This window comes from Azospirillum lipoferum 4B (assembly GCF_000283655.1).
GTDB classification, from domain to species: domain Bacteria; phylum Pseudomonadota; class Alphaproteobacteria; order Azospirillales; family Azospirillaceae; genus Azospirillum; species Azospirillum lipoferum_C.
Window position 1 is genome coordinate 1,693,766 of the sequence record NC_016622.1, and the last position, 17,868, is coordinate 1,711,633.

At 66.9% G+C, this 17,868-nt stretch carries 16 protein-coding genes; 11 read left to right on the plus strand and 5 right to left on the minus strand.

Going from position 1 to position 17,868, the window contains the following annotated elements:
- Positions 1 to 28: 28 nt before the first annotated feature.
- Positions 29 to 772: a flagellar hook assembly protein FlgD gene (locus tag AZOLI_RS07865; protein WP_014248075.1), complete on the plus strand. Its 744-nt coding sequence runs from the start codon at positions 29 to 31 to the stop codon at positions 770 to 772.
- Positions 773 to 1,037: 265 nt separating this feature from the next.
- Positions 1,038 to 1,289: a CtrA inhibitor SciP gene (locus AZOLI_RS07870; RefSeq protein WP_014248076.1), complete on the plus strand. Its 252-nt coding sequence runs from the start codon at positions 1,038 to 1,040 to the stop codon at positions 1,287 to 1,289.
- Between the two features lie 57 nt (positions 1,290 to 1,346).
- Here AZOLI_RS07870 and AZOLI_RS07875 read toward each other — a convergent pair whose 3' ends face one another.
- Positions 1,347 to 1,970 carry a TetR/AcrR family transcriptional regulator gene (locus AZOLI_RS07875; protein WP_014248077.1) on the minus strand — a complete coding sequence of 208 codons (624 nt, stop codon included), beginning with the start codon at positions 1,968 to 1,970 and terminating at the stop codon, positions 1,347 to 1,349.
- A gap of 148 nt (positions 1,971 to 2,118) precedes the next feature.
- On the opposite strand from AZOLI_RS07875, the gene AZOLI_RS07880 reads away from it, so the two are divergent.
- The gene (locus tag AZOLI_RS07880) at positions 2,119 to 2,562 is read left to right on the plus strand and encodes a MaoC family dehydratase (RefSeq protein WP_014248078.1); all 444 of its coding nucleotides are present in this window, start codon (positions 2,119 to 2,121) and stop codon (positions 2,560 to 2,562) included.
- Between the two features lie 102 nt (positions 2,563 to 2,664).
- Here AZOLI_RS07880 and AZOLI_RS07885 read toward each other — a convergent pair whose 3' ends face one another.
- Both AZOLI_RS07885 and AZOLI_RS07890 read right to left on the minus strand, forming a co-directional pair.
- Complete coding sequence (locus AZOLI_RS07885) at positions 2,665 to 3,753, minus strand: TRAP transporter substrate-binding protein (RefSeq protein ID WP_014248079.1); 1,089 nt, start codon at positions 3,751 to 3,753, stop codon at positions 2,665 to 2,667.
- Between the two features lie 832 nt (positions 3,754 to 4,585).
- Positions 4,586 to 5,329, minus strand: coding sequence for a rhomboid family intramembrane serine protease (locus tag AZOLI_RS07890; protein WP_014248080.1), 744 nt, complete (start codon positions 5,327 to 5,329; stop codon positions 4,586 to 4,588).
- Positions 5,330 to 5,562: 233 nt separating this feature from the next.
- On the opposite strand from AZOLI_RS07890, the gene AZOLI_RS07895 reads away from it, so the two are divergent.
- Positions 5,563 to 6,360, plus strand: a complete 798-nt coding sequence (locus tag AZOLI_RS07895; protein WP_014248081.1) for an oxepin-CoA hydrolase, alternative type — start codon at positions 5,563 to 5,565, stop codon at positions 6,358 to 6,360.
- A gap of 33 nt (positions 6,361 to 6,393) precedes the next feature.
- On the opposite strand, the gene AZOLI_RS07900 is transcribed toward AZOLI_RS07895, so the two are convergent.
- On the minus strand, positions 6,394 to 7,839 hold the full coding sequence (locus tag AZOLI_RS07900; protein WP_244442457.1) for a methyl-accepting chemotaxis protein: 1,446 nt from the start codon (positions 7,837 to 7,839) through the stop codon (positions 6,394 to 6,396).
- Positions 7,840 to 8,602: 763 nt separating this feature from the next.
- On the opposite strand from AZOLI_RS07900, the gene dprA reads away from it, so the two are divergent.
- The 7 genes from dprA to AZOLI_RS07935 all read left to right on the plus strand — a co-directional run bounded on the left by dprA (position 8,603) and on the right by AZOLI_RS07935 (position 16,591).
- The gene (gene dprA, locus AZOLI_RS07905) at positions 8,603 to 9,739 is read left to right on the plus strand and encodes a DNA-processing protein DprA (protein WP_044549860.1); all 1,137 of its coding nucleotides are present in this window, start codon (positions 8,603 to 8,605) and stop codon (positions 9,737 to 9,739) included.
- Between the two features lie 46 nt (positions 9,740 to 9,785).
- A complete protein-coding gene (topA, locus tag AZOLI_RS07910) occupies positions 9,786 to 12,572 on the plus strand; it encodes a type I DNA topoisomerase (RefSeq protein WP_014248084.1) in 2,787 nt (928 codons plus the stop codon).
- Between the two features lie 463 nt (positions 12,573 to 13,035).
- The gene (locus AZOLI_RS07915) at positions 13,036 to 13,854 is read left to right on the plus strand and encodes an enoyl-CoA hydratase (protein WP_014248086.1); all 819 of its coding nucleotides are present in this window, start codon (positions 13,036 to 13,038) and stop codon (positions 13,852 to 13,854) included.
- Positions 13,851 to 14,372, plus strand: coding sequence for a CoA-binding protein (locus AZOLI_RS07920; RefSeq protein WP_014248087.1), 522 nt, complete (start codon positions 13,851 to 13,853; stop codon positions 14,370 to 14,372). Before AZOLI_RS07915 ends, AZOLI_RS07920 begins: the two co-directional genes overlap by 4 nt.
- A 21-nt stretch (positions 14,373 to 14,393) precedes the next feature.
- Positions 14,394 to 15,689: an O-acetylhomoserine aminocarboxypropyltransferase gene (locus AZOLI_RS07925; protein WP_014248088.1), complete on the plus strand. Its 1,296-nt coding sequence runs from the start codon at positions 14,394 to 14,396 to the stop codon at positions 15,687 to 15,689.
- A gap of 117 nt (positions 15,690 to 15,806) precedes the next feature.
- Complete coding sequence (locus AZOLI_RS07930) at positions 15,807 to 16,103, plus strand: DUF1778 domain-containing protein (RefSeq protein WP_014248089.1); 297 nt, start codon at positions 15,807 to 15,809, stop codon at positions 16,101 to 16,103.
- Positions 16,100 to 16,591 carry a GNAT family N-acetyltransferase gene (locus AZOLI_RS07935; protein WP_014248090.1) on the plus strand — a complete coding sequence of 164 codons (492 nt, stop codon included), beginning with the start codon at positions 16,100 to 16,102 and terminating at the stop codon, positions 16,589 to 16,591. Before AZOLI_RS07930 ends, AZOLI_RS07935 begins: the two co-directional genes overlap by 4 nt.
- Before the next feature lie 6 nt (positions 16,592 to 16,597).
- Here the strand turns inward: AZOLI_RS07935 and AZOLI_RS07940 are convergent, their stop codons facing one another.
- On the minus strand, positions 16,598 to 17,839 hold the full coding sequence (locus tag AZOLI_RS07940) for an MFS transporter (protein WP_014248091.1): 1,242 nt from the start codon (positions 17,837 to 17,839) through the stop codon (positions 16,598 to 16,600).
- Positions 17,840 to 17,868 lie beyond the last annotated feature (29 nt).

Here is a 17,868-nt window from a genome sequence, read left to right on the forward strand (position 1 = left end):
GGCCGAACGGCCAAGAAGGACAACCGCCATGACGACGACCAGCACCACCCCGACCGTGAACCAGTTCGGCACCTATTCGGGCGGCTTGTCCACCGGGTCGAAGACGGCGACCGAGACCTCCAAGACCCCGCAGACCGACGCCGACAAGACCGCGTCGGCAACCAAGGGCCTCGGCGACAATTTCCAGACGTTCCTCACCATGCTGACCACGCAGATGAAGAACCAGGACCCGCTGAAGCCGTTGGACACCAACGACATGACCAAGCAGCTGGTCGATTTCGCCAACGTCGAGCAGAACATCGGCACCAACAGCCGCCTGGACAAGCTGGTGCAGTTGCAGTCCACCGGCACCGCCTCGACCAACCTGGCCTATCTCGGCCGCATGGTCGCCTTCGAAGGCGACAGCTTCCAGTACACCCAGGGCATGACCCAGGCGCCGCTGGGTTACGAGCTGGCGACCTCCGCCAAGTCGGTGCGCGTCGACATCCTGGACTCCAAGGGCAACATCATCCGCTCCATGCAGGGCGAAACCACCGCCGGGACCAAGCACACGGTCGATTGGGACTTCAAGGACAACAACGGCCGTCCCGTGCAGCCGGGCGCCTATCGCCTGAACATCGCCCCGGTGTCGGAGAACAAGGACACCACCATCAAGACGACCACCTATACCTTCGGCACCGTCGCCGGCATCGGCAACAACAAGGCGGGCGAGACCGTGCTGAACATCGGCTCCAGCGAAGTCCCGCTGTCCAAGCTGACGATGGTTTACTGACGGGCATTTTCCGATGGGGCGGCCGGCGATCTCCGGCCGCCGGACAGGGGCGGCGCCCCGGCTCATCCGTTCGGGACGGGGGCTACCCCGCGATAAAAAGTTAACCCTATCGTTTAGCCATTTGTTAAGTGCCGGCGCCTAAAGTACCCCGAAATCGTGGAATCCATAGTTTGGGTTGGAGCGTCCGCGCATGGCACTCATAGAACTCGACACCGGTGACGACTCTGCGGCCGGTGCATCGGTCATTGGTCCTGAGGGGCGTCCCATGACCGAAAGCGATCTTCCCCCGCCCGACACCAAGCGTTGGGTGATGCGCCGCAAGGCGGAAGTGGTCGCGGGCGTCCGATCCGGCCTGATCAGCCTGGAGGAGGCCTGCCGCCGCTATACCCTGTCGGTGGAGGAATTCCTGTCCTGGCAGCGGCTGATCGACAGCCACGGCATGCGGGGCCTGCGCGCCACCCGCCTGCAGGACTACCGTCCCGGCCAGCCCGTCCGCGACCGGGTCGGCGCCGACTGACCCATCGGGCGGAATTGAAGAAGCGCCGCAGGTCTGGCCTGTGGCGCTTTTTGCGTTTCAGGCGGTGACGGTTGGGAGGGTGTCGGCTGACGATGGCTTTCCGCCGCACGCCCCGTCGATCAGCGTCGCCGCCGCACTCGCCACCGCCCCGTTGCCCGGCCCCAGATCCAGCGCGCGGCCGGCGGCGTAGGCGCCTTCCATCAGCAGTTGCAGTTGCCCGGTCAGCCGGTCCGGATCGTCCGCTCCGGCAGCGGCGGCCAGCGCGCGCAGGCGGTCGCGGACCATGCGCTTGTGGGCCAGCGCCATCGCGTGGGCGGGGTTGGCCGGGTCGCGCAATTCGGCGGCGGCGGTGGTGAAGGGACAGCCCTGGAATTTCGGGTGGTCGATCCAGTGGCCGAGCGCCACGAACAGCGCCTTCATCTGCGCCCGCGGGTCGCCGGGATGGCGGGCGGTCACCCGGTCCCACCATGCCGCATGCTGGGCGCTGTTGCGCTCCAGATAGGCGCAGACCAGATCGTCCTTGGACGCGAAGTTGCGGTACAGGCTCATCTTCGCGACGCCGGATTTGGCGATGATCGTGTCGATGCCGACCGCGCGGATGCCCTCGCGGTAGAACAGTTCCGCCGCCGTATCGAGAATCCGTTCCCGCGCCGGTTTCCTGGCCGTTGCCGTCTCTGCCATCCGACCCCACCCGTTCAGGACGGCCCCGCTGCAAGCTTGGCCGTTGACAATGATACAGACCTGTCTCTACCATCGGGCGGAAGAGACAGGTCTGTATCATAGCCGGCCGATCCGGCCCTGACCACCACGACGAACGGAGTTCCGGGGGATGCGCTATTTCGAGGATATTGCGGTGGGCGACCGCTTCACCGGCGGGCCGCTGACGGTCGAGGCGGCGGAGATCGTCGCCTATGCCGAAAAGTTCGATCCGCAGCCCTTCCATCTGGACGCGGAGGCGGCGAAGGACACGCTGTTCCGCGGGCTGGCGGCGAGCGGCTGGCACACCGCCGGGATGACGATGCGCATGATCGTCGGCAGCAATGCGGAGTTGGCCGGCGGCTATGTCGGCATGGGGGTCGATCAGATCGGCTGGCCCCGCCCGACCCGTCCCGGCGACGTGCTGCGCATCGAGATGGAGGTGCTGGAGGCCCGGCGCTCCGTCAAGCGGCCCCACCAGGGCGTGCTGCGGGTGAAGACCACCACCTTCAACCAGAATGACGAGGTGGTGCAGACCATGATCGCCAACCTGCTGGCGCCCGGCCGCCCAACCTGAACAAGAAAACGCCTGACCAAGAAGAAAGCCCCCGCAACCGGTCCGGTCGCGGGGGCCGTGATTGTCGATACGGCCTGCCGATAGAGCTTGCCGATAGAGCCGTCAGCGCTTCAGGCCGGCGGTGAAGGCGAAGTTGTCGAAGGAGTTCTCGGCCACCCGGAACCACAGATACTCGTCGTCGCGGAACTTCTTCCACGGCTCGTAGATCTTGGCGAATTTCGGGTTGGTCTTCGCCGTCTCCTCATACAGCTCGGTGGCGGCCTTGTAGCAGGCCTCCATCACGTCGCGCGGGAAGGGACGCAGCTGGGCGCCGCCGCCGACCAGACGCTTAAGCGCCGCCGGGTTCTCGGCATCGTATTTGGCGGCCATGGTCACGTTGGCTTCGAAGCAGGCGGCCTCCAGGACGGCCTGGTACTGCTTGGGCAGCTGTTCCCACTGCTGCTTGTTGACCAGCAGCGAGACGTTCAGCCCGCCTTCCCACCAGCCCGGATAGTAATAGTACTTGGCGACCTTGTTGAAGCCGAGCTTCTCGTCGTCGTACGGGCCGATCCACTCGGCGGCGTCGATGGTGCCCTTTTCCAGCGACGGATAGATGTCGCCGCCGGCGATCTGCTGCGGCACGACGCCCAGCTTGGACAGAACCTGGCCGGCGAAGCCGCCGATGCGGAACTTCAGGCCCTTCAGGTCCTCGACGGTCTTGATCTCCTTGCGGAACCAGCCGCCCATCTGCACGCCGGTGTTGCCGGCCGGGAAGTTCACGACGCCGTAGCCGTCGAAGAACTCGCGCAGCAGCGGCATGCCGCCGCCGCTGTAGATCCAGGCATTCTGCTGGCGGGCGTTCAGGCCGAACGGCACCGTCGCGTCGAAGGTGAAGGTCGGATCCTTGCCGACATAATAGTAGCTGGCGGTGTGGCCGCACTCGACCGTGCCGTTCTGCACGGCGTCCAGCACCTGCAGGCCGGGGACGAGTTCGCCGGCGGGGAAGGCGCGGATGGTGAACTTCCCGTCGGTCGCCGCGGCGACGCGGGCGGCGATGGTGTCGGCGCCACCATAGATGGTGTTCAGGCTCTTGGGAAAGCTGGACGCCAGACGCCAATGGATTTCCGGCTGGGACTGCGCGATGGCGGGAGCCGCCAGCGTGCTGGCGGCGACGCCGACGCCAGCCGAGGTCAGGAAGGAACGGCGCTTCATGAACGTTTCCTCATCGTTATGGCCGTGACGCCCATTGCGTGAAGGCGTCTTTTGCCGAACAGAAGACACTATGGTGCCTGAACAATCCTAGAATTCGCAGCGGCTTTCCGGCAATTCGTCGAAATGCATGGCTTCCATTCCCCTCCTGTTCCACCGCGCGGAAAATACAGCGCGAACGCAGGACTGTGGCGGCGCCGACATACTGTCGCCGCCCCGGGGATTTTCAAAGCACTGCATCGCGGGATCATGCGAAGACCGGGTCTGCTCCCGAGAGCATCCATCAGCCGCATCGATCAACCGCGGAACCGTCTTGCCGTCACCCGAATGGTTACGTGTACCGATGATATATGCGACGCCCGGAAAGCTACACACCCCTACTTTCGTTCATGGGCCGAGCAGGACGGGAGTCACTGTCCCATGCCGCGGTCAAGCGCTTTGCGCACGCATGAAAGCGAGAACGCAAAATTACATACAACTTTCAGCTTCCGACTGGCAGGGATACTTGGCATGGTTGCGCCGCGGTCGGGGCGGTGGAACGGCCACCGCCCGCGCCGCACTGACGGAGGGCAAGAGGATGAACCAAATCCTCACTCTCCTGATCCTGCTGTTGCAGTTGCTCAAGCTGATGCTTGAGTCTCTGAACCGCTGATCGGGTGGGCGTGCCGGGGGTGATCACCCCGGCGCGCCTTCCCCGAAAATAATGCGTTTTCACGCCGTCGGCAACGGCTCACCCCAGCGCGCGCTTCACCATCGGCGACAGCGTGTCCAGCATCGCCGGATCGCGGTGGGAGTATTTCGGGCATGGAAACGGACTGCAATCGCCGTGGCGCCGTCAGCGGCCGCCGCGATCCGGCCGCAGCGGCCCGGCCAGACACAGCAGCAGCGCTCCCAACAGCAGCCCGGCGGCCAGCCCGCCGGCATGGGCGCCCCATCCGACCTCCGCCAGTGGCGACCCGGCGGGCGGCGGCACCAGCGTCATCGCCGCGTTGAGTAGCGCGAAGACGACGACCGCTCCCTGCACCAGCCGCCGGGGAAGGCGGCGCGACAGCAGCCCGAAGCGCGGGCGCATCCACAGGAAGGCCCCCATCAGCGCGCAGATCGCCCCGCTCGCCCCGATCAGCGGCGCCATCCGGTCGGCGGCCAGCAGCCCCTCCGTCAGCGCCGCCGCCACCGTGCCGGCGAAGAACAGCAGCAGATAGCGCAGATGCCCGGCCTCGCGCTCCACCACGTCGCCCAGCAGCCACAGCACCGCCATGTTGGAGGTCAGGTGCGTCAGGTCGCCATGGATCAGCACATGCCCGAACAGCCCGCGCCACAGGGCGGCGGTGGGCAGCGGCCCGGCCAGTTCGACCGTTCCGAAGAAATAGGCGGGGACGAAGGCAAAGGATTCGGGCGGAAGCCGCAGCACGAAGGCAAGGACGCACAGCAGGATGACGGTGCGGTTGGCATAGGGCGGAACCGCTGCGGCGGTGACCGGCCGCTTCCCGCCGCCCCTGCCCCGCTCCTGCCGATCCCCTGGCCGATCCCCTGGCCGATCCCCTGGCCGCTCCCCCGGCCGGTCCAGAGCCAGCGCCATTCCCCGCCTCCGCCCTTCGGTCACGCCATGCCGGTCCCCAAGCGTTGCCGCGGCGATCGGTCTCACCCCAATGTAGGAAGGGGTATTGTGGAAGAACAGGCGTTTTCCGCAGCATCCGCCCCCTTCCTATACCGGTCGGACGGATTGGAGAGGCGCCCGCCAGCTGTCACAGTGGCTCTACCATCCGGCGAGGATCCCTCCGCCGGACAATGACAACCGGGGAAGAAACGACCATGAACGAACGTCAGGATACCGGCATCATGACGGTGGAACGCCAGGGCCGCGTCATGGTGCTGACCATGAGCGACGCCGGCACCCGCAACGCGCTCGGCCTGCGGATGATGGCCGCCGGCCGCGACGCCCTGGACGAGGCGACGCACGACTCCGGCATCGGCGCCGTCGTGCTGACGGGGGCCGGCGGCGCCTTCAGCTCGGGCGGGCACCTGACCAATCTCTATCACCATGGCAGCCGCTCGCGGTCGGAGAACCGGGACGGGATCGAGCGCTTCCACGGCTGGGTCCGCGCCATGCGCGAATGTCCGAAGCCCATCGTCGCCGCGGTGGAAGGGCCGGCCGCCGGCGCCGGATTCTCGCTGGCGCTGGCCTGCGACCTGATCGTCGCGGCGGAGGATGCCCAGTTCCTGACCGCCTATGTCAAGGTCGGGCTGACGGCGGACGGCGGCGCCTCCGCCTCGCTGGCCCGCGCGCTGCCGCCGCAGCTTTATGCCGAACTGATGCTGACCGGCGGCCCGGTCGACGCCGCCCGCCTGCATGCGGCCGGAGTCGTCAACCGGGTCACGGCACCGGGACAGGCGCTACCGGCGGCCATCGCCTGGGCGCAGACCATCGCGGAGGGGCCGAGCGGCGCCATGGGCCGGGCCAAGAAGCTGATGGAGCTGGCCTATGGCAGCTTCGCCACCCAGCTCGCCCGCGAAAGCGACCTGTTCGTCGAAGCCCTGCACCATGGCGAAGCGAAGGAGGGCATCACCGCCTTCTTCGAAAAGCGCCCGCCGGTATTCCACAAGCGCTGACGGATCCGGCCGACGGCCGTCAGCGGAGCAGGGTCAGCGGACCAGGACGTGAGCAGCCTCCTTGGTCCGCGCGACCGCCCCGGCCACCTGATTGACCGCCGTGGAGATCGCCGCGATGTTGGATGTCACGGTCGCCACGGCGGCGGACGCGGTCTGCATGTTGGCCGACATGTTCTGAGTGACCGCACTCTGCTCCTCGACCGCCGAGGCGGTGCCGGTCACATGCTCCCGCACCACGGAAACCGCCTCGCGGATGGCGTTCAGCGCAGTGGCGACTTCGGTCGAGGTCGACTGGATGCCTTCGATTTCGGTGGAGATCTGCTCGGTCGCCCTGCCGGCCTGATTGGCGAGGTTCTTCACCTCCGACGCCACGACGGCGAATCCCTTGCCGGCCTCCCCCGCACGGGCCGCCTCGATGGTGGCGTTCAGGGCCAGCAGGTTGATCTGCCCGGCGATGGAGTTGATCAGCCCGACGATGCCGTTCATCGCCTGGGCGGCGGCGGCCAGCCGATCGGTGCTTTCACCCACCGCGACGGAGCGGTCGAAGGCGCCGTCGGTCGCGGCACGGGCACGGGCCATGCTCTGCGAAATCTCGCCGATCGAGGCGACGAGTTCCTCCGCGCTGGCCGCCACCGCCTGGACACTGGCGGACGTCGAGCCGGCGGCGTCGCTGGCGGAGCCCGCCTCGCCCAGCGACAGGTGAAGCGCCTGATCGACCTCGCCGAAATTTTTGTCGATCATCACCTTCAGATTGTTGAGGAGGACGATCTGGGCGGTGATGTCCACCGCAAACTTCACGACCTTCGTCACCTGCCCCTTCTCGTCGAAGATCGGGTTGTAGGCGCCTTCGATCCACACCGGATTGCCGGACTTGGCGATGCGCTTGTACTGCGCGGCCTGGAATTCGCCGCGGCGCAGCGTCTCCCAGAAGCGGGCATAGTCGGCGCTGTCGCGCACGGCCGGCTCGACGAAGATACGGTGGTGCTTGCCGATCACCTCGTCCCGTCGGTAGCCCATCACCTTGAGGAAGTTGTCGTTGGCCTTGGTGATGGTTCCGTCCGTTGTGAACTCGATCACCGCCTGAGATCGGTCGATCGCCGCCATCTGAGCCGCATAGTCGAGATTCTCCAGCCGCTCCTTGGCATCGGCCCATTCGACCACGAAGCCGATCCGCTGCCCGTTGTCGGTCAGCGGCGTGACCAGCAGGTCGAACTGGTGACCGCCGACCTTGATGGTGGCGCTGTACGGCTTGGTCAGGGTGGCCAGCATCCGGCGCTGGTGATCGGGATTCTTGTGGAACGCGTCGATGTTGCTGCCGACCAGCCGGCTCACATCCAGCCGGGGCAACTCCTTGCGCAGGTCTCCCTCGACCTCGCGCAGCAAGGAAACCACGGCGGGATTGACGTGAACGATCGTCAGATCCTCGTCGGCCACCATCACCTTGGCCCGCAGAGCGTCCAGCGCCGACATCTTCCGCATCAGCGCCTGTTTGATTTTCCCCCGTCCGAACATTGCCTGCCCCGCCCCTTGTCCAAAACTCTGCACCCGATGATACATAGGCATGCAACCGGTTCAATTGGGGGAACTCCGGCATACGCCGCTAATCCAAAATATTCACAAACCACTGATTTGACAGCAGTTGATAATTTTCAATAGAATGCAGCCTTCGCCCCGACACGCTTTGGTGGAATGCCGCCGCCGCAAACGGTCGTCAGCGGGCCGAAACCATATTACTTCTTATGCGTAATTTATTTCCTTGAGCGGCAACGCATCCATTTGCCTTCCCGGGGGGCCTCCCGCACGCAGCCACGCGCTACCCCGCCGCAATTGACACATGCGCAGGTTCCACATGGTGTTGCCGGGCCGGCAGGGATGTGTCCCGGCCGGCGATCCGAAAGGAGGTGACGCGAGTGAAGACGTTCCTGAAGTGGCTCGACCGCTTCTGGTTCAAGTTGAAGATCGAGTTCCAAGCCGGCTTCAACAAGGACCGGGATAGCTAAGGGCCGACGGGCGGGGCCGGGAAACCGGCTCCGCCTTCAGGATGGAAACTCGCGTCACCTCCTGCCCACAAAGCTACCATGGCCGCTGTGGAGTTCAAGGAGGCAGACGGACGGCACGATGCCACCCACCGGATTGCGGCAGCGATGGCGCACACCATTGAGAGGCGATTTTCCCGGAGTATCACGTCACCATACGTTCGCATGTTGATGTCCTGTATGGAATGGTTGTATTAATTCCAAGCATGACACAACCGCGCCGCCCCTTGTCCGATGCCGAACGGCTCGACTGGATCCGCCTCATTCGCACCGAGAATGTGGGGCCGATCACCTTTCACCGCCTGCTGGAGCAGTATGGCAGTGCCCGCGCGGCGCTGGACGCCCTGCCGGACTTGGCACGGCGGGGCGGGCGGACCAAACCGCTGCGCGTCGCTTCCAAGGCGGAGGCGGAGCGGGAGATGCAGGCGAACCGCCGCTTCGGCGCCCGCCTGATCTGCGCCTGTGAACCCGACTACCCCGAACCGCTGGCCGCGGTCGACGATGCGCCCCCGGTGATCTCGGTGGCGGGTCACGCCCATCTGCTGAAACGGCGCGCGGTCGCCATCGTCGGCGCACGCAACGCCTCGCTGAACGCCAAGAAGTTCGCCGAGTCGCTGGCGCGGGAGCTTGGCGCCGCCGGGCTGCTGGTCGTTTCCGGCCTTGCCCGCGGCATCGACACCGCGGCCCATGCCGGCTCCATCGCCAGCGGAACCGCCGCGGTGCTGGCGGGCGGCATCGACGTCGTCTATCCGCCGGAAAATGAAGGACTCTACCGCGACATCGTGGCGCAGGGCGTGGTGGTGGCGGAATGCGCCATCGGCACCCAGCCGCAGGCCCGCCATTTCCCCCGCCGCAACCGCCTGATCTCCGGCCTGTCGCTGGGCGTGCTGGTGGTGGAGGCGGCGTTGCGCTCCGGCTCGCTCATCACCGCGCGGATGGCGCTGGAACAGGGGCGGGAGGTGATGGCGGTTCCGGGATCTCCGCTCGACCCGCGCTGCCACGGCACCAACAACCTGCTGCGCCAGGGGGCGACGCTGGTGGAACGGGTCGACGACGTGCTGCACACCATCGAGAACCTGCGGCCGCCGACGCTGGCGGAACGGCCGCGCGACCTGTTCAGCGCCGCCGGACTGACCCCCGGCCCCGCCGCGGAACCGGACGAATCCGACCTTGAAAAGGCACGCGCCCTGGTCCTGGAAAACCTGGGCCCCTCGCCCGTCACCATTGACGAACTCGTCCGCGGGTGCCAATTGTCCGCTCCGGTGGTGCTGACCGTGGTTCTGGAACTTGAGCTTGCCGGCCGAGTCCAGCGTCTTCCCGGTCATCAGGTCTCTCTCGCCTGATCGGCACCGCCGTGGTTTGGGTGGGCATACGCGAAGGGCTGGTTTCTTGCCGGGCAGCAACGTCGTCATCGTCGAATCGCCGGCCAAGGCGAAGACCATCAACAAGTATCTGGGCGACGACTATACCGTCATCGCCAGCTTCGGCCATGTCCGCGACCTTCCGGCGCGGGACGGTTCGGTGCGCCCGGATGAAGACTTCGCGATGGAATGGGAGCTGGGCGACCGCTCCAAGCGCCACATCGACGAAATCGCCAAGGCGGTGAAGTCGGCCGATCGCGTCTATCTCGCAACCGACCCGGATCGCGAGGGAGAGGCCATCGCCTGGCACCTGTCGGAGCTGCTGCGCGAAAAGCACCTGACCGACAATCGCGACGTCCAGCGCATCACCTTCAACGAGATCACCAAGAGCGCGGTGCAGGCCGCCATCGCCAACCCGCGCGACGTGTCGCGCGAACTGGTCGACGCCTATCTGGCGCGCCGGGCGCTGGATTATCTGGTGGGCTTCACGCTGTCGCCGGTGCTGTGGCGCAAGCTGCCGGGCTCCAAGTCGGCCGGCCGCGTGCAGTCGGTGGCGCTGCGCCTGATCTGCGAGCGCGAATCGGAGATCGAGGTCTTCAAGCCTCAGGAATACTGGTCCATCGCGGTCGGCTTCACCACGCCGGCCGGGGCCGGCTTCACCGCGTCGCTGACCCAGCTGGACGGCAAGCGGCTCGACAAGTTCGGCCTGCCCAACCGCGAGGCCGCCGAGGCCGCGGTGGCGAAGATCCTGCCGCAGAGCTTCGCCGTGTCGTCGGTGGAGCGCAAGCAGAGCCGCCGCAACCCGTCGCCGCCCTTCACCACCTCCACCCTGCAGCAGGAGGCCTCGCGCAAGCTGGGCTTCGGCGCCACCCGCACCATGCGGACCGCGCAGAAGCTGTATGAGGGCGTGGACATCGGCGGCGAGACGGTCGGCCTCATCACCTATATGCGAACCGATGGCGTCAGCCTGTCGCAGGAGGCCATCGACGGCGCCCGCAGCCTGATCGGCAGCCAGTATGGCGAGCGCTATGTCCCGGCCCAGCCGCGTGTCTACAAGACCGCCGCCAAGAACGCCCAGGAGGCCCACGAGGCCATCCGGCCGACCGACCTGCAGCGCCGTCCCGACTCGGTCGCCGGCTATCTGGAAAGCGACGAGCTGCGGCTCTATGAGCTGATCTGGAAGCGCACTCTGGCCAGCCAGATGGAAAGCGCCGTGCTGGATCAGGTGGCGGTGGACATCGCCAACCCGTCGAAGGACGTGGTGCTGCGCGCCACCGGCTCCATCGTCGTGTTCGACGGCTTCCTGAAGGTCTATCAGGAGGACCGCGACGACGCCGCCGAGGACGACCAGCAGGAACGCCGCCTGCCGGCGATGGACCAGGGCGACGCTCTGGCCCGCGGCGACATCGCCCAGGACCAGCATTTCACCCAGCCGCCGCCGCGCTATTCCGAAGCCAGCCTCGTCAAGAAGCTGGAGGAGCTGGGGATCGGCCGGCCGTCCACCTACGCCTCGATCCTGCAGGTCCTGCAGGACCGCAACTATGTGCGGCTGGACAAGCGGCGCTTCATCCCGGAAGACCGCGGCCGGCTGGTGACCGCCTTCCTGGAGAATTTCTTCCACCGCTATGTGGAGTACAACTTCACGGCGGAGCTGGAGAACCAGCTGGACGAGATATCCGACGGCAAGATCGACTGGAAGACCGTCCTGCGCGACTTCTGGACCGCCTTCGACGTGGCGGTGAACGGCACCAAGGATCTGACGATCACCCAGGTGCTGACCACGCTCGACAACGAACTCGGTGCCCATTTCTTCCCCGCCGCCACCGCGGACGGCCACGACCCGCGCGTCTGCCCGGTCTGCCGCGAGGGCCGGCTGGGGTTGAAGCTGGGCAAGATGGGCGCCTTCATCGGCTGCTCGCGCTATCCCGAATGCCGCTACACCCGGCCGCTGGCCGTCGCCAACGACGAGAACGGCGAGGCGCAGGAAGGCCCGCGCGAGCTGGGCAACGATCCGGAAACGGGTCTGCCGGTGACGGTGCGCCGCGGCCCCTATGGCGCGTACATCCAGCTGGGCCCGGCGCCGACCGTCGCCGCCCCGCCGGAGGAACCGGCCGTCGAGGAACCTGCGGCGGACGGCAAGAAGCCCAAGGCGAAGAAAAAGAAGAAGGACGAGGCGCCGAAGCCCAAGCGGGTGTCGCTGCCCAAGGGCATGGCCGCGGCGGACGTCGATCTCGACACCGCGCTGAAGCTGCTGGCCCTGCCCCGCACCATCGGCAACCATCCGGAGACCGGCGAGGAGATCAGCGCCGGCATCGGCCGCTTCGGTCCCTACCTGAAGCACGGCAGCGTCTACAAGTCGCTGACGCCCGATGACGACGTGCTGACCATCGGCATCAACCGCGCCGTCGACCTGCTGGCCGGCGCCGCCAAGAAGGCGTCGGCCCCGGCCAAGACGCTGGGCGACCACCCCAAGACCGGCAAGCCGATCACCATGGGGTCGGGCCGCTTCGGCCCCTATGTTAAGCACGCCAGCGTCTATGCCTCGATCCCGAAGGGGACCGAGCCGGACAGCGTCACGCTGGAACAGGCGCTGGAACTGATCGACGCCAAGGTTGCCAAGGACGCCGCCAAGAAGGGCAAGGCTCCGAAGGACGCCGAACCGGCAAAGGCCGAGGGTGCGGAGGCGGAGAAGCCCGCAAAGGCCAAGGCTGCGGCCAAGAAGCCCGCCGCCAAGAAGGCGACCAAGGCCAAGGCCGCCAAGGACGCTCCGGCGGAAGCCGCCGCGCCGAAGAAGAAGACCGCCAAGGCATCGTAACCGAAATCCCCTCTCCCGCCATGGGGCTAGCGGATCCACACATTTCGCGTTTGCGAAAAGACGTGCAGCTTGGCATTGAGGACAGCCCCTCTCCCCTCGCGGGAGAGGGGTTGGGGTGAGGGGGCGCAAATCAGGATCGCACCGGCCTTGCGGCCGCCGCACCCCTCATCCCAACCCTTCTCCCGCAAGGGGAGAAGGGCTTTTCACCACCGGTGGTTGCCGATATTTAGCAGAGGCGAGATGTGTGAATGCCATAGCCCGCCATGGGAGGGGGGATTTTTCGGGGCTATTTTCCTACCAATAAAGAAGACATATAACCGCTTCAGACAGAATTTTCTGTTGAAACCCCCGTCGGCCTGTCGTCTCATTGTCCCTGCCCTGCAGGTTCCCCGTGTCACCCGCAGTCCCGGCGCGTTAAGCTGCCGGCGGTGCGCAACCAAAGGAATACGGGAGGACAACGACCATGAGCGCCGCGGTTTCGACACATGAGCCCCATGCCCCGCAGGATGCCCCGCTGGTCCTGCGCCAGGACCGCGATGGGGTTGCCACGCTGACGCTGAACCGGCCGAAGGCCCGCAACGCGCTGTCGGTGGGGCTGATGGCGGCGCTGCAGGACGCGCTGGACGCCATAAACGAGGATAGCAGTGTCCGCGCCGTGGTGCTGGCCGGGGCCGGCGGCGCCTTCTGCGCCGGGCATGACCTGAAAGAAATGCGCGCCGCCCCGTCGCGCGAGCTGTACGAGGCGCTGTTCACCCAGTGCTCCCGCCTGATGCTGACGATCAACCGCGTCCGCCAGCCGGTGATCGCCAAGGTGCGCGGCGTGGCGACCGCCGCCGGCTGCCAGTTGGTCGCCACCTGCGACCTTGCCTATTGCGAGGAGGAGGCGCGCTTCGCGACGCCGGGCGTGAATATCGGGCTGTTCTGCTCGACGCCGATGGTGGCGCTGACCCGCGCGGTCGGGCGCAAGGCGGCGATGGAGATGCTGCTGCTGGGCGACCTGATCGACGCCGAGGAGGCGGAGCGCATCGGCCTCGTCAACCGCGCGGTGCCGGCCGACCAGCTGGACGAGGTGGTGGACAGCGTCGCCGCCAAGATCGCGGCCAAGTCGCCGCTGACGCTTGCCACCGGCAAGGAGGCCTTCTACCGCCAAATCGAGCTGGATACCGAGGGCGCCTATGCCTATGCGGCCAAGGTGATGACCGAGAACATGATGGCGCAGGACGCCGCCGAGGGCATCGACGCCTTCCTGGGCAAGCGCACGCCGGTGTGGTGCGGCCGATGAGCGAGACCAGGATTACCGAGCCGGCCGACTATACCGACGCCTTCCTGCGCGGCGTGCTGGAAACCACGAAGAGCATCGCCGTGGTGGGGGCCAGCGCCGATCCGGTGAAGGCCAGCTTCTTCGTGATGAAGTACCTGCGCGACAAGGGCTACACGGTCATCCCGGTCAACCCGAAGATGGCGGGACAGACCATCCTGGGCCTGCCGGTCTATGCCAGCCTCAAGGATCTGCCGGAGCCGCCGGACATGGTCGACATCTTCCGCAACTCCGCCGCCGCCGGCGGGGTGACGGACGAGGCCATCGCCGCCGGGGCCAAGGTGGTGTGGATGCAGCTGGGCGTGCGCAACGACGATGCGGCGGCGCGGGCGCAGGCGGCCGGACTGACCGTGGTGATGGACCGCTGTCCGAAGATGGAGATCCAACGCCTCTATGGCGAGATCGGCCGGATCGGCGTCAATTCCAACCTATTGGTGACGCGCCGCATGGCGCCGGCGAAATCGTTCAAAAAACTGATCTGAAAAATTGGGGGAATCACGCAGATGACTGAGCAGAAGAACTTCGGTTTCGAAACCCGCGCCATCCATGCCGGCGCCGCTCCCGATCCGGCGACCGGCGCGCGGCAGACGCCGATCTACCAGACCACCAGCTTCGTCTTCGACGATGTCGACGACGCCGCCTCGCTGTTCAACCTGCAGAAGGTCGGCTTCATCTATTCCCGCCTGACCAACCCGACGGTGGCGGTGCTGGAGGAGCGGCTGGCGAACCTGGAAGGCGGCGCCGGCGCCACCGCGACCTCGTCCGGCCATGCGGCGCAGCTGCTGGCCCTGTTCCCGCTGATGGCGCCCGGCGACCACATCGTCGCGTCGAAGAAGCTCTATGGCGGCTCGCTGAACCAGCTCGGCATCAGCTTCCCGCGCGCCTTCGGCTGGCAGCCCAGCTTCGTCGACACCGATACGGTCGACAACGTCAAGGCGGCGCTGACCGAGAAGACCAAGGCGATCTTCGTCGAAAGCCTCGCCAACCCCGGCGGCGTGGTGACGGACATCGAGGCCATCGCCAGGATCGCCGATGAGGCCGGCATCCCGCTGATCGTCGACAACACGCTGGCCACCCCCTACCTGATCAACCCGATCCAGTGGGGCGCCACGCTGGTGGTGCATTCGACCACCAAGTTCCTGTCCGGCAACGGCACCTCGGTCGGCGGCGTGGTGGTGGACAGCGGCAAGTTCGACTGGAGCAAATCCGGCAAGTTCCCGGCGCTGAGCGAGCCGGATCCCGGCTATCACGGCCTGCGCTTCCACGAGACCTTCGGCCATCTGGCCTTCACCATCCACGGCCATGCCGTGGGCCTGCGCGACCTGGGGCCGAGCCAGGCGCCGATGAACGCCTTCCTGACGCTGAACGGCATCGAAACCCTGCCGCTGCGCATGCAGCGCCACGCCGACAGCGCGCTGAAGGTGGCGCAGTTCCTGGAAAGCCATCCGGCGGTGAGCTGGGTCAGCTATGCCGGGCTGGAATCGTCGAAGTACCGCGATCTCGCGAAGAAGTACCTGCCGCGCGGTGCCGGTGCGGTGCTGACCTTCGGCGTCAAGGGCGGCTTCGAGGCCGGCGTGAAGGTGGTGGAGAGCGTCGAGCTGTTCAGCCACCTCGCCAACATCGGCGACGCCCGCTCGCTGATCATCCACCCGTCCTCGACCACCCACCGCCAGCTGTCGGCGGAGGCCCAGGCCTCGGCCGGCGCCGGTCCCGAGGTGATCCGCCTGTCCATCGGGCTGGAGACGCCGGAGGACATCATCGCCGACCTGGATCAGGCGCTGAACAAGACGATTGCGTGAGGATTTGCCGGGGGGCGCGCCGGGAGGACCGGCGCGCCCCGACGGCGGACAGGTCGGTTCGTAATGACATTGTCATTGCGCTGTGGCAGGCTGTCTCCCTAACCGGAGGTGGCCGCCATGCAGCCTGTCGAACCGTCAGAAGAGAAGTCCCGGCGCGAGACGCTGAACATCCGCATCCGCCCGGAAGAGCGCAGCCTGATCGACCGGGCGGCCCAGGCGCAGGGCAAGAACCGCACGGATTTCATCCTGGAGGCCGCCCGCCGCGCCGCCGAGGATGCTCTGCTCGACCGCGCGATCATCGCGGCCAGCCCCGAGGCCTACGCCGCGTTCCTCGCCCGGCTCGACGCGCCGCCCAAGCCGAACGAAAAGCTGCGCCGGACCTTGCGGACACCGGCACCCTGGGACAGCGAATGACGCTGTCCGCGCCCGAGCCGCTTGCATCCCACCATCGCGTCGACCTGTTCGAGTCCGGCACGCCGTCCTTGGACAATTGGTTGAAACGCCGCGCCATCGCCAATCAGGCCAGCGGCGCATCACGGACATTCGTCGCCTGCGCCGGGGACGAGATCGCCGGCTATTACGCTCTGGCATCGAGTGCGGTCGCGGTTGCCGGTGCGCCGGAACGCTTCCGCCGCAACATGCCCGATCCGATCCCGGTGGTGGTGCTGGCGCGGCTCGCCGTTTCCCGGACACGGCAGGGGCAGGGCCTCGGCCGGGCGCTGTTCCGTGACGCCGCCCTGCGGGTGGTGCAGGCCGCCGATCTGATCGGCGTCCGCGGGCTGATTGTCCATGCGCTGTCGGAAGAGGCGAAGGGGTTTTACCTTCGCCTCGGCCTCGATACCTCGCCGATGGACCCGATGATGCTGATGGTCACGCTGGCCGAGCTGCGGGACAATCTGTAATGCACCTCACTCCGCCGCGGGCAGCGGCGCCGCCACCGGTTCGGCCTTGCGGCGGTCGTCGGGCAGCAGCAGGGCGGCGGCAAAGGCCAGGGCGGCCAGCGCCGACAGGGTCAGGTAGAGCATGGTGAATTCGCTGGTGCGCTCATAGACCCAGGCGACCAGCTGGACCGCCAGCGGGCCGGAACCGAAGGACAGGATGTATTTGGCGCCGAAGGCCAGCCCGCGATGCTTGTCCGGGGTATAGCGGGCCAGCAGCATGTTCTCCGCCGGGATCTGCGTCTGCGAGGCGATGACGACCAACGCGGCGGCCGCCACCAGCGGCAGGTCGGCCAGCACCGCGACCGCCGCCATCAGCGGGATCTGAAACATCAGGCAAAGCATATAGACCCGCTTCAGCGAATGGCGGTCGGCCAGAACGCCGCCGATCATCTGCGGCAGGGCCGAGATCAGATAGACCGCCGTCACCAGCCCGCCGACCCCCAGCGTTCCGCCGCCGAGCCAGCCGCCCAGCCGCGCCTCGAACAGCTTGGGCAGCACCACCTGCATGGCGTTGAAGATCAGGCCGGCGCAGACCATGGTCAGCGACAGCACGAAGAAGGCGCGCACCACGTCGCCGCGCGACGGCTTGGGCTGCGGTTTCACGTCGGCATGACGGTCCTGGACGATGCCGCTCATGATCAACAGGGCCAGGGCGGCGCCCATCGCGAGGCAGATCGCGCCGGGGATGATGAAGGCCATGCGCCAGTTCAGCCAGTCCGTCAGGCTGCCGGCGACCACCGCGGCGGTGGCGACGCCGAAGGTGCCGAACAGGCCGAGCCAGCCCATCGCCTTGCCGCGATTCTCCGCATTCGCCATCATCCAGGCCATGCCGACGGGGTGGTAGATCGACGCCCCCAGCCCGAGCAGGGCCAGCGACCACATCAGCATCTCCGGCCCGTCCGACAGCCCGGCCAGCACCGCCCCGCCGCCGGTCATCAGGTAGAAGACCGCCATCATGCCGGCCGAGCTCCAGCGGTCGCCCAGCCATCCGGCCAGCGGCGCCCCCAGCCCAATCATGAAGGCCCCCAACGTCCACAGCCGGATCAGCTCGTCATAGGAGAGCTTCCATTCGGTTTCCAGCGCCAGCACGATGGTCAGGAACAGCGCCGACACGATGTGCATCAGCGTGTGCCCGACCCAGGCGAACCCGACCGACAGACGGGCCGAGGTCGGCGACGGCAAGGCGGCACTGGCGGATGGATGACTCATCGAACGTCTCCGGCCCCGGATTTGTCGTC

What these genes read in the sequence shown, in the direction of transcription:
- AZOLI_RS07880 (WP_014248078.1), top strand. Translation starts at nt 2,119, where the DNA reads ATGCGCTATTTCGAGGATATTGCGGTGGGCGACCGCTTCACCGGCGGG.
- AZOLI_RS07885 (WP_014248079.1), bottom strand. Translation starts at nt 3,753, where the DNA reads ATGAAGCGCCGTTCCTTCCTGACCTCGGCTGGCGTCGGCGTCGCCGCC.
- AZOLI_RS07875 (WP_014248077.1), bottom strand. Translation starts at nt 1,970, where the DNA reads ATGGCAGAGACGGCAACGGCCAGGAAACCGGCGCGGGAACGGATTCTC.
- AZOLI_RS07915 (WP_014248086.1), top strand. Translation starts at nt 13,036, where the DNA reads ATGAGCGCCGCGGTTTCGACACATGAGCCCCATGCCCCGCAGGATGCC.
- AZOLI_RS07895 (WP_014248081.1), top strand. Translation starts at nt 5,563, where the DNA reads ATGAACGAACGTCAGGATACCGGCATCATGACGGTGGAACGCCAGGGC.
- AZOLI_RS07865 (WP_014248075.1), top strand. Translation starts at nt 29, where the DNA reads ATGACGACGACCAGCACCACCCCGACCGTGAACCAGTTCGGCACCTAT.
- AZOLI_RS07920 (WP_014248087.1), top strand. Translation starts at nt 13,851, where the DNA reads ATGAGCGAGACCAGGATTACCGAGCCGGCCGACTATACCGACGCCTTC.
- AZOLI_RS07940 (WP_014248091.1), bottom strand. Translation starts at nt 17,839, where the DNA reads ATGAGTCATCCATCCGCCAGTGCCGCCTTGCCGTCGCCGACCTCGGCC.
- AZOLI_RS07925 (WP_014248088.1), top strand. Translation starts at nt 14,394, where the DNA reads ATGACTGAGCAGAAGAACTTCGGTTTCGAAACCCGCGCCATCCATGCC.
- dprA (WP_044549860.1), top strand. Translation starts at nt 8,603, where the DNA reads ATGACACAACCGCGCCGCCCCTTGTCCGATGCCGAACGGCTCGACTGG.
- AZOLI_RS07930 (WP_014248089.1), top strand. Translation starts at nt 15,807, where the DNA reads ATGCAGCCTGTCGAACCGTCAGAAGAGAAGTCCCGGCGCGAGACGCTG.
- AZOLI_RS07935 (WP_014248090.1), top strand. Translation starts at nt 16,100, where the DNA reads ATGACGCTGTCCGCGCCCGAGCCGCTTGCATCCCACCATCGCGTCGAC.
- AZOLI_RS07890 (WP_014248080.1), bottom strand. Translation starts at nt 5,329, where the DNA reads ATGGCGCTGGCTCTGGACCGGCCGGGGGAGCGGCCAGGGGATCGGCCA.
- AZOLI_RS07870 (WP_014248076.1), top strand. Translation starts at nt 1,038, where the DNA reads ATGACCGAAAGCGATCTTCCCCCGCCCGACACCAAGCGTTGGGTGATG.
- AZOLI_RS07900 (WP_244442457.1), bottom strand. Translation starts at nt 7,839, where the DNA reads ATGCGGAAGATGTCGGCGCTGGACGCTCTGCGGGCCAAGGTGATGGTG.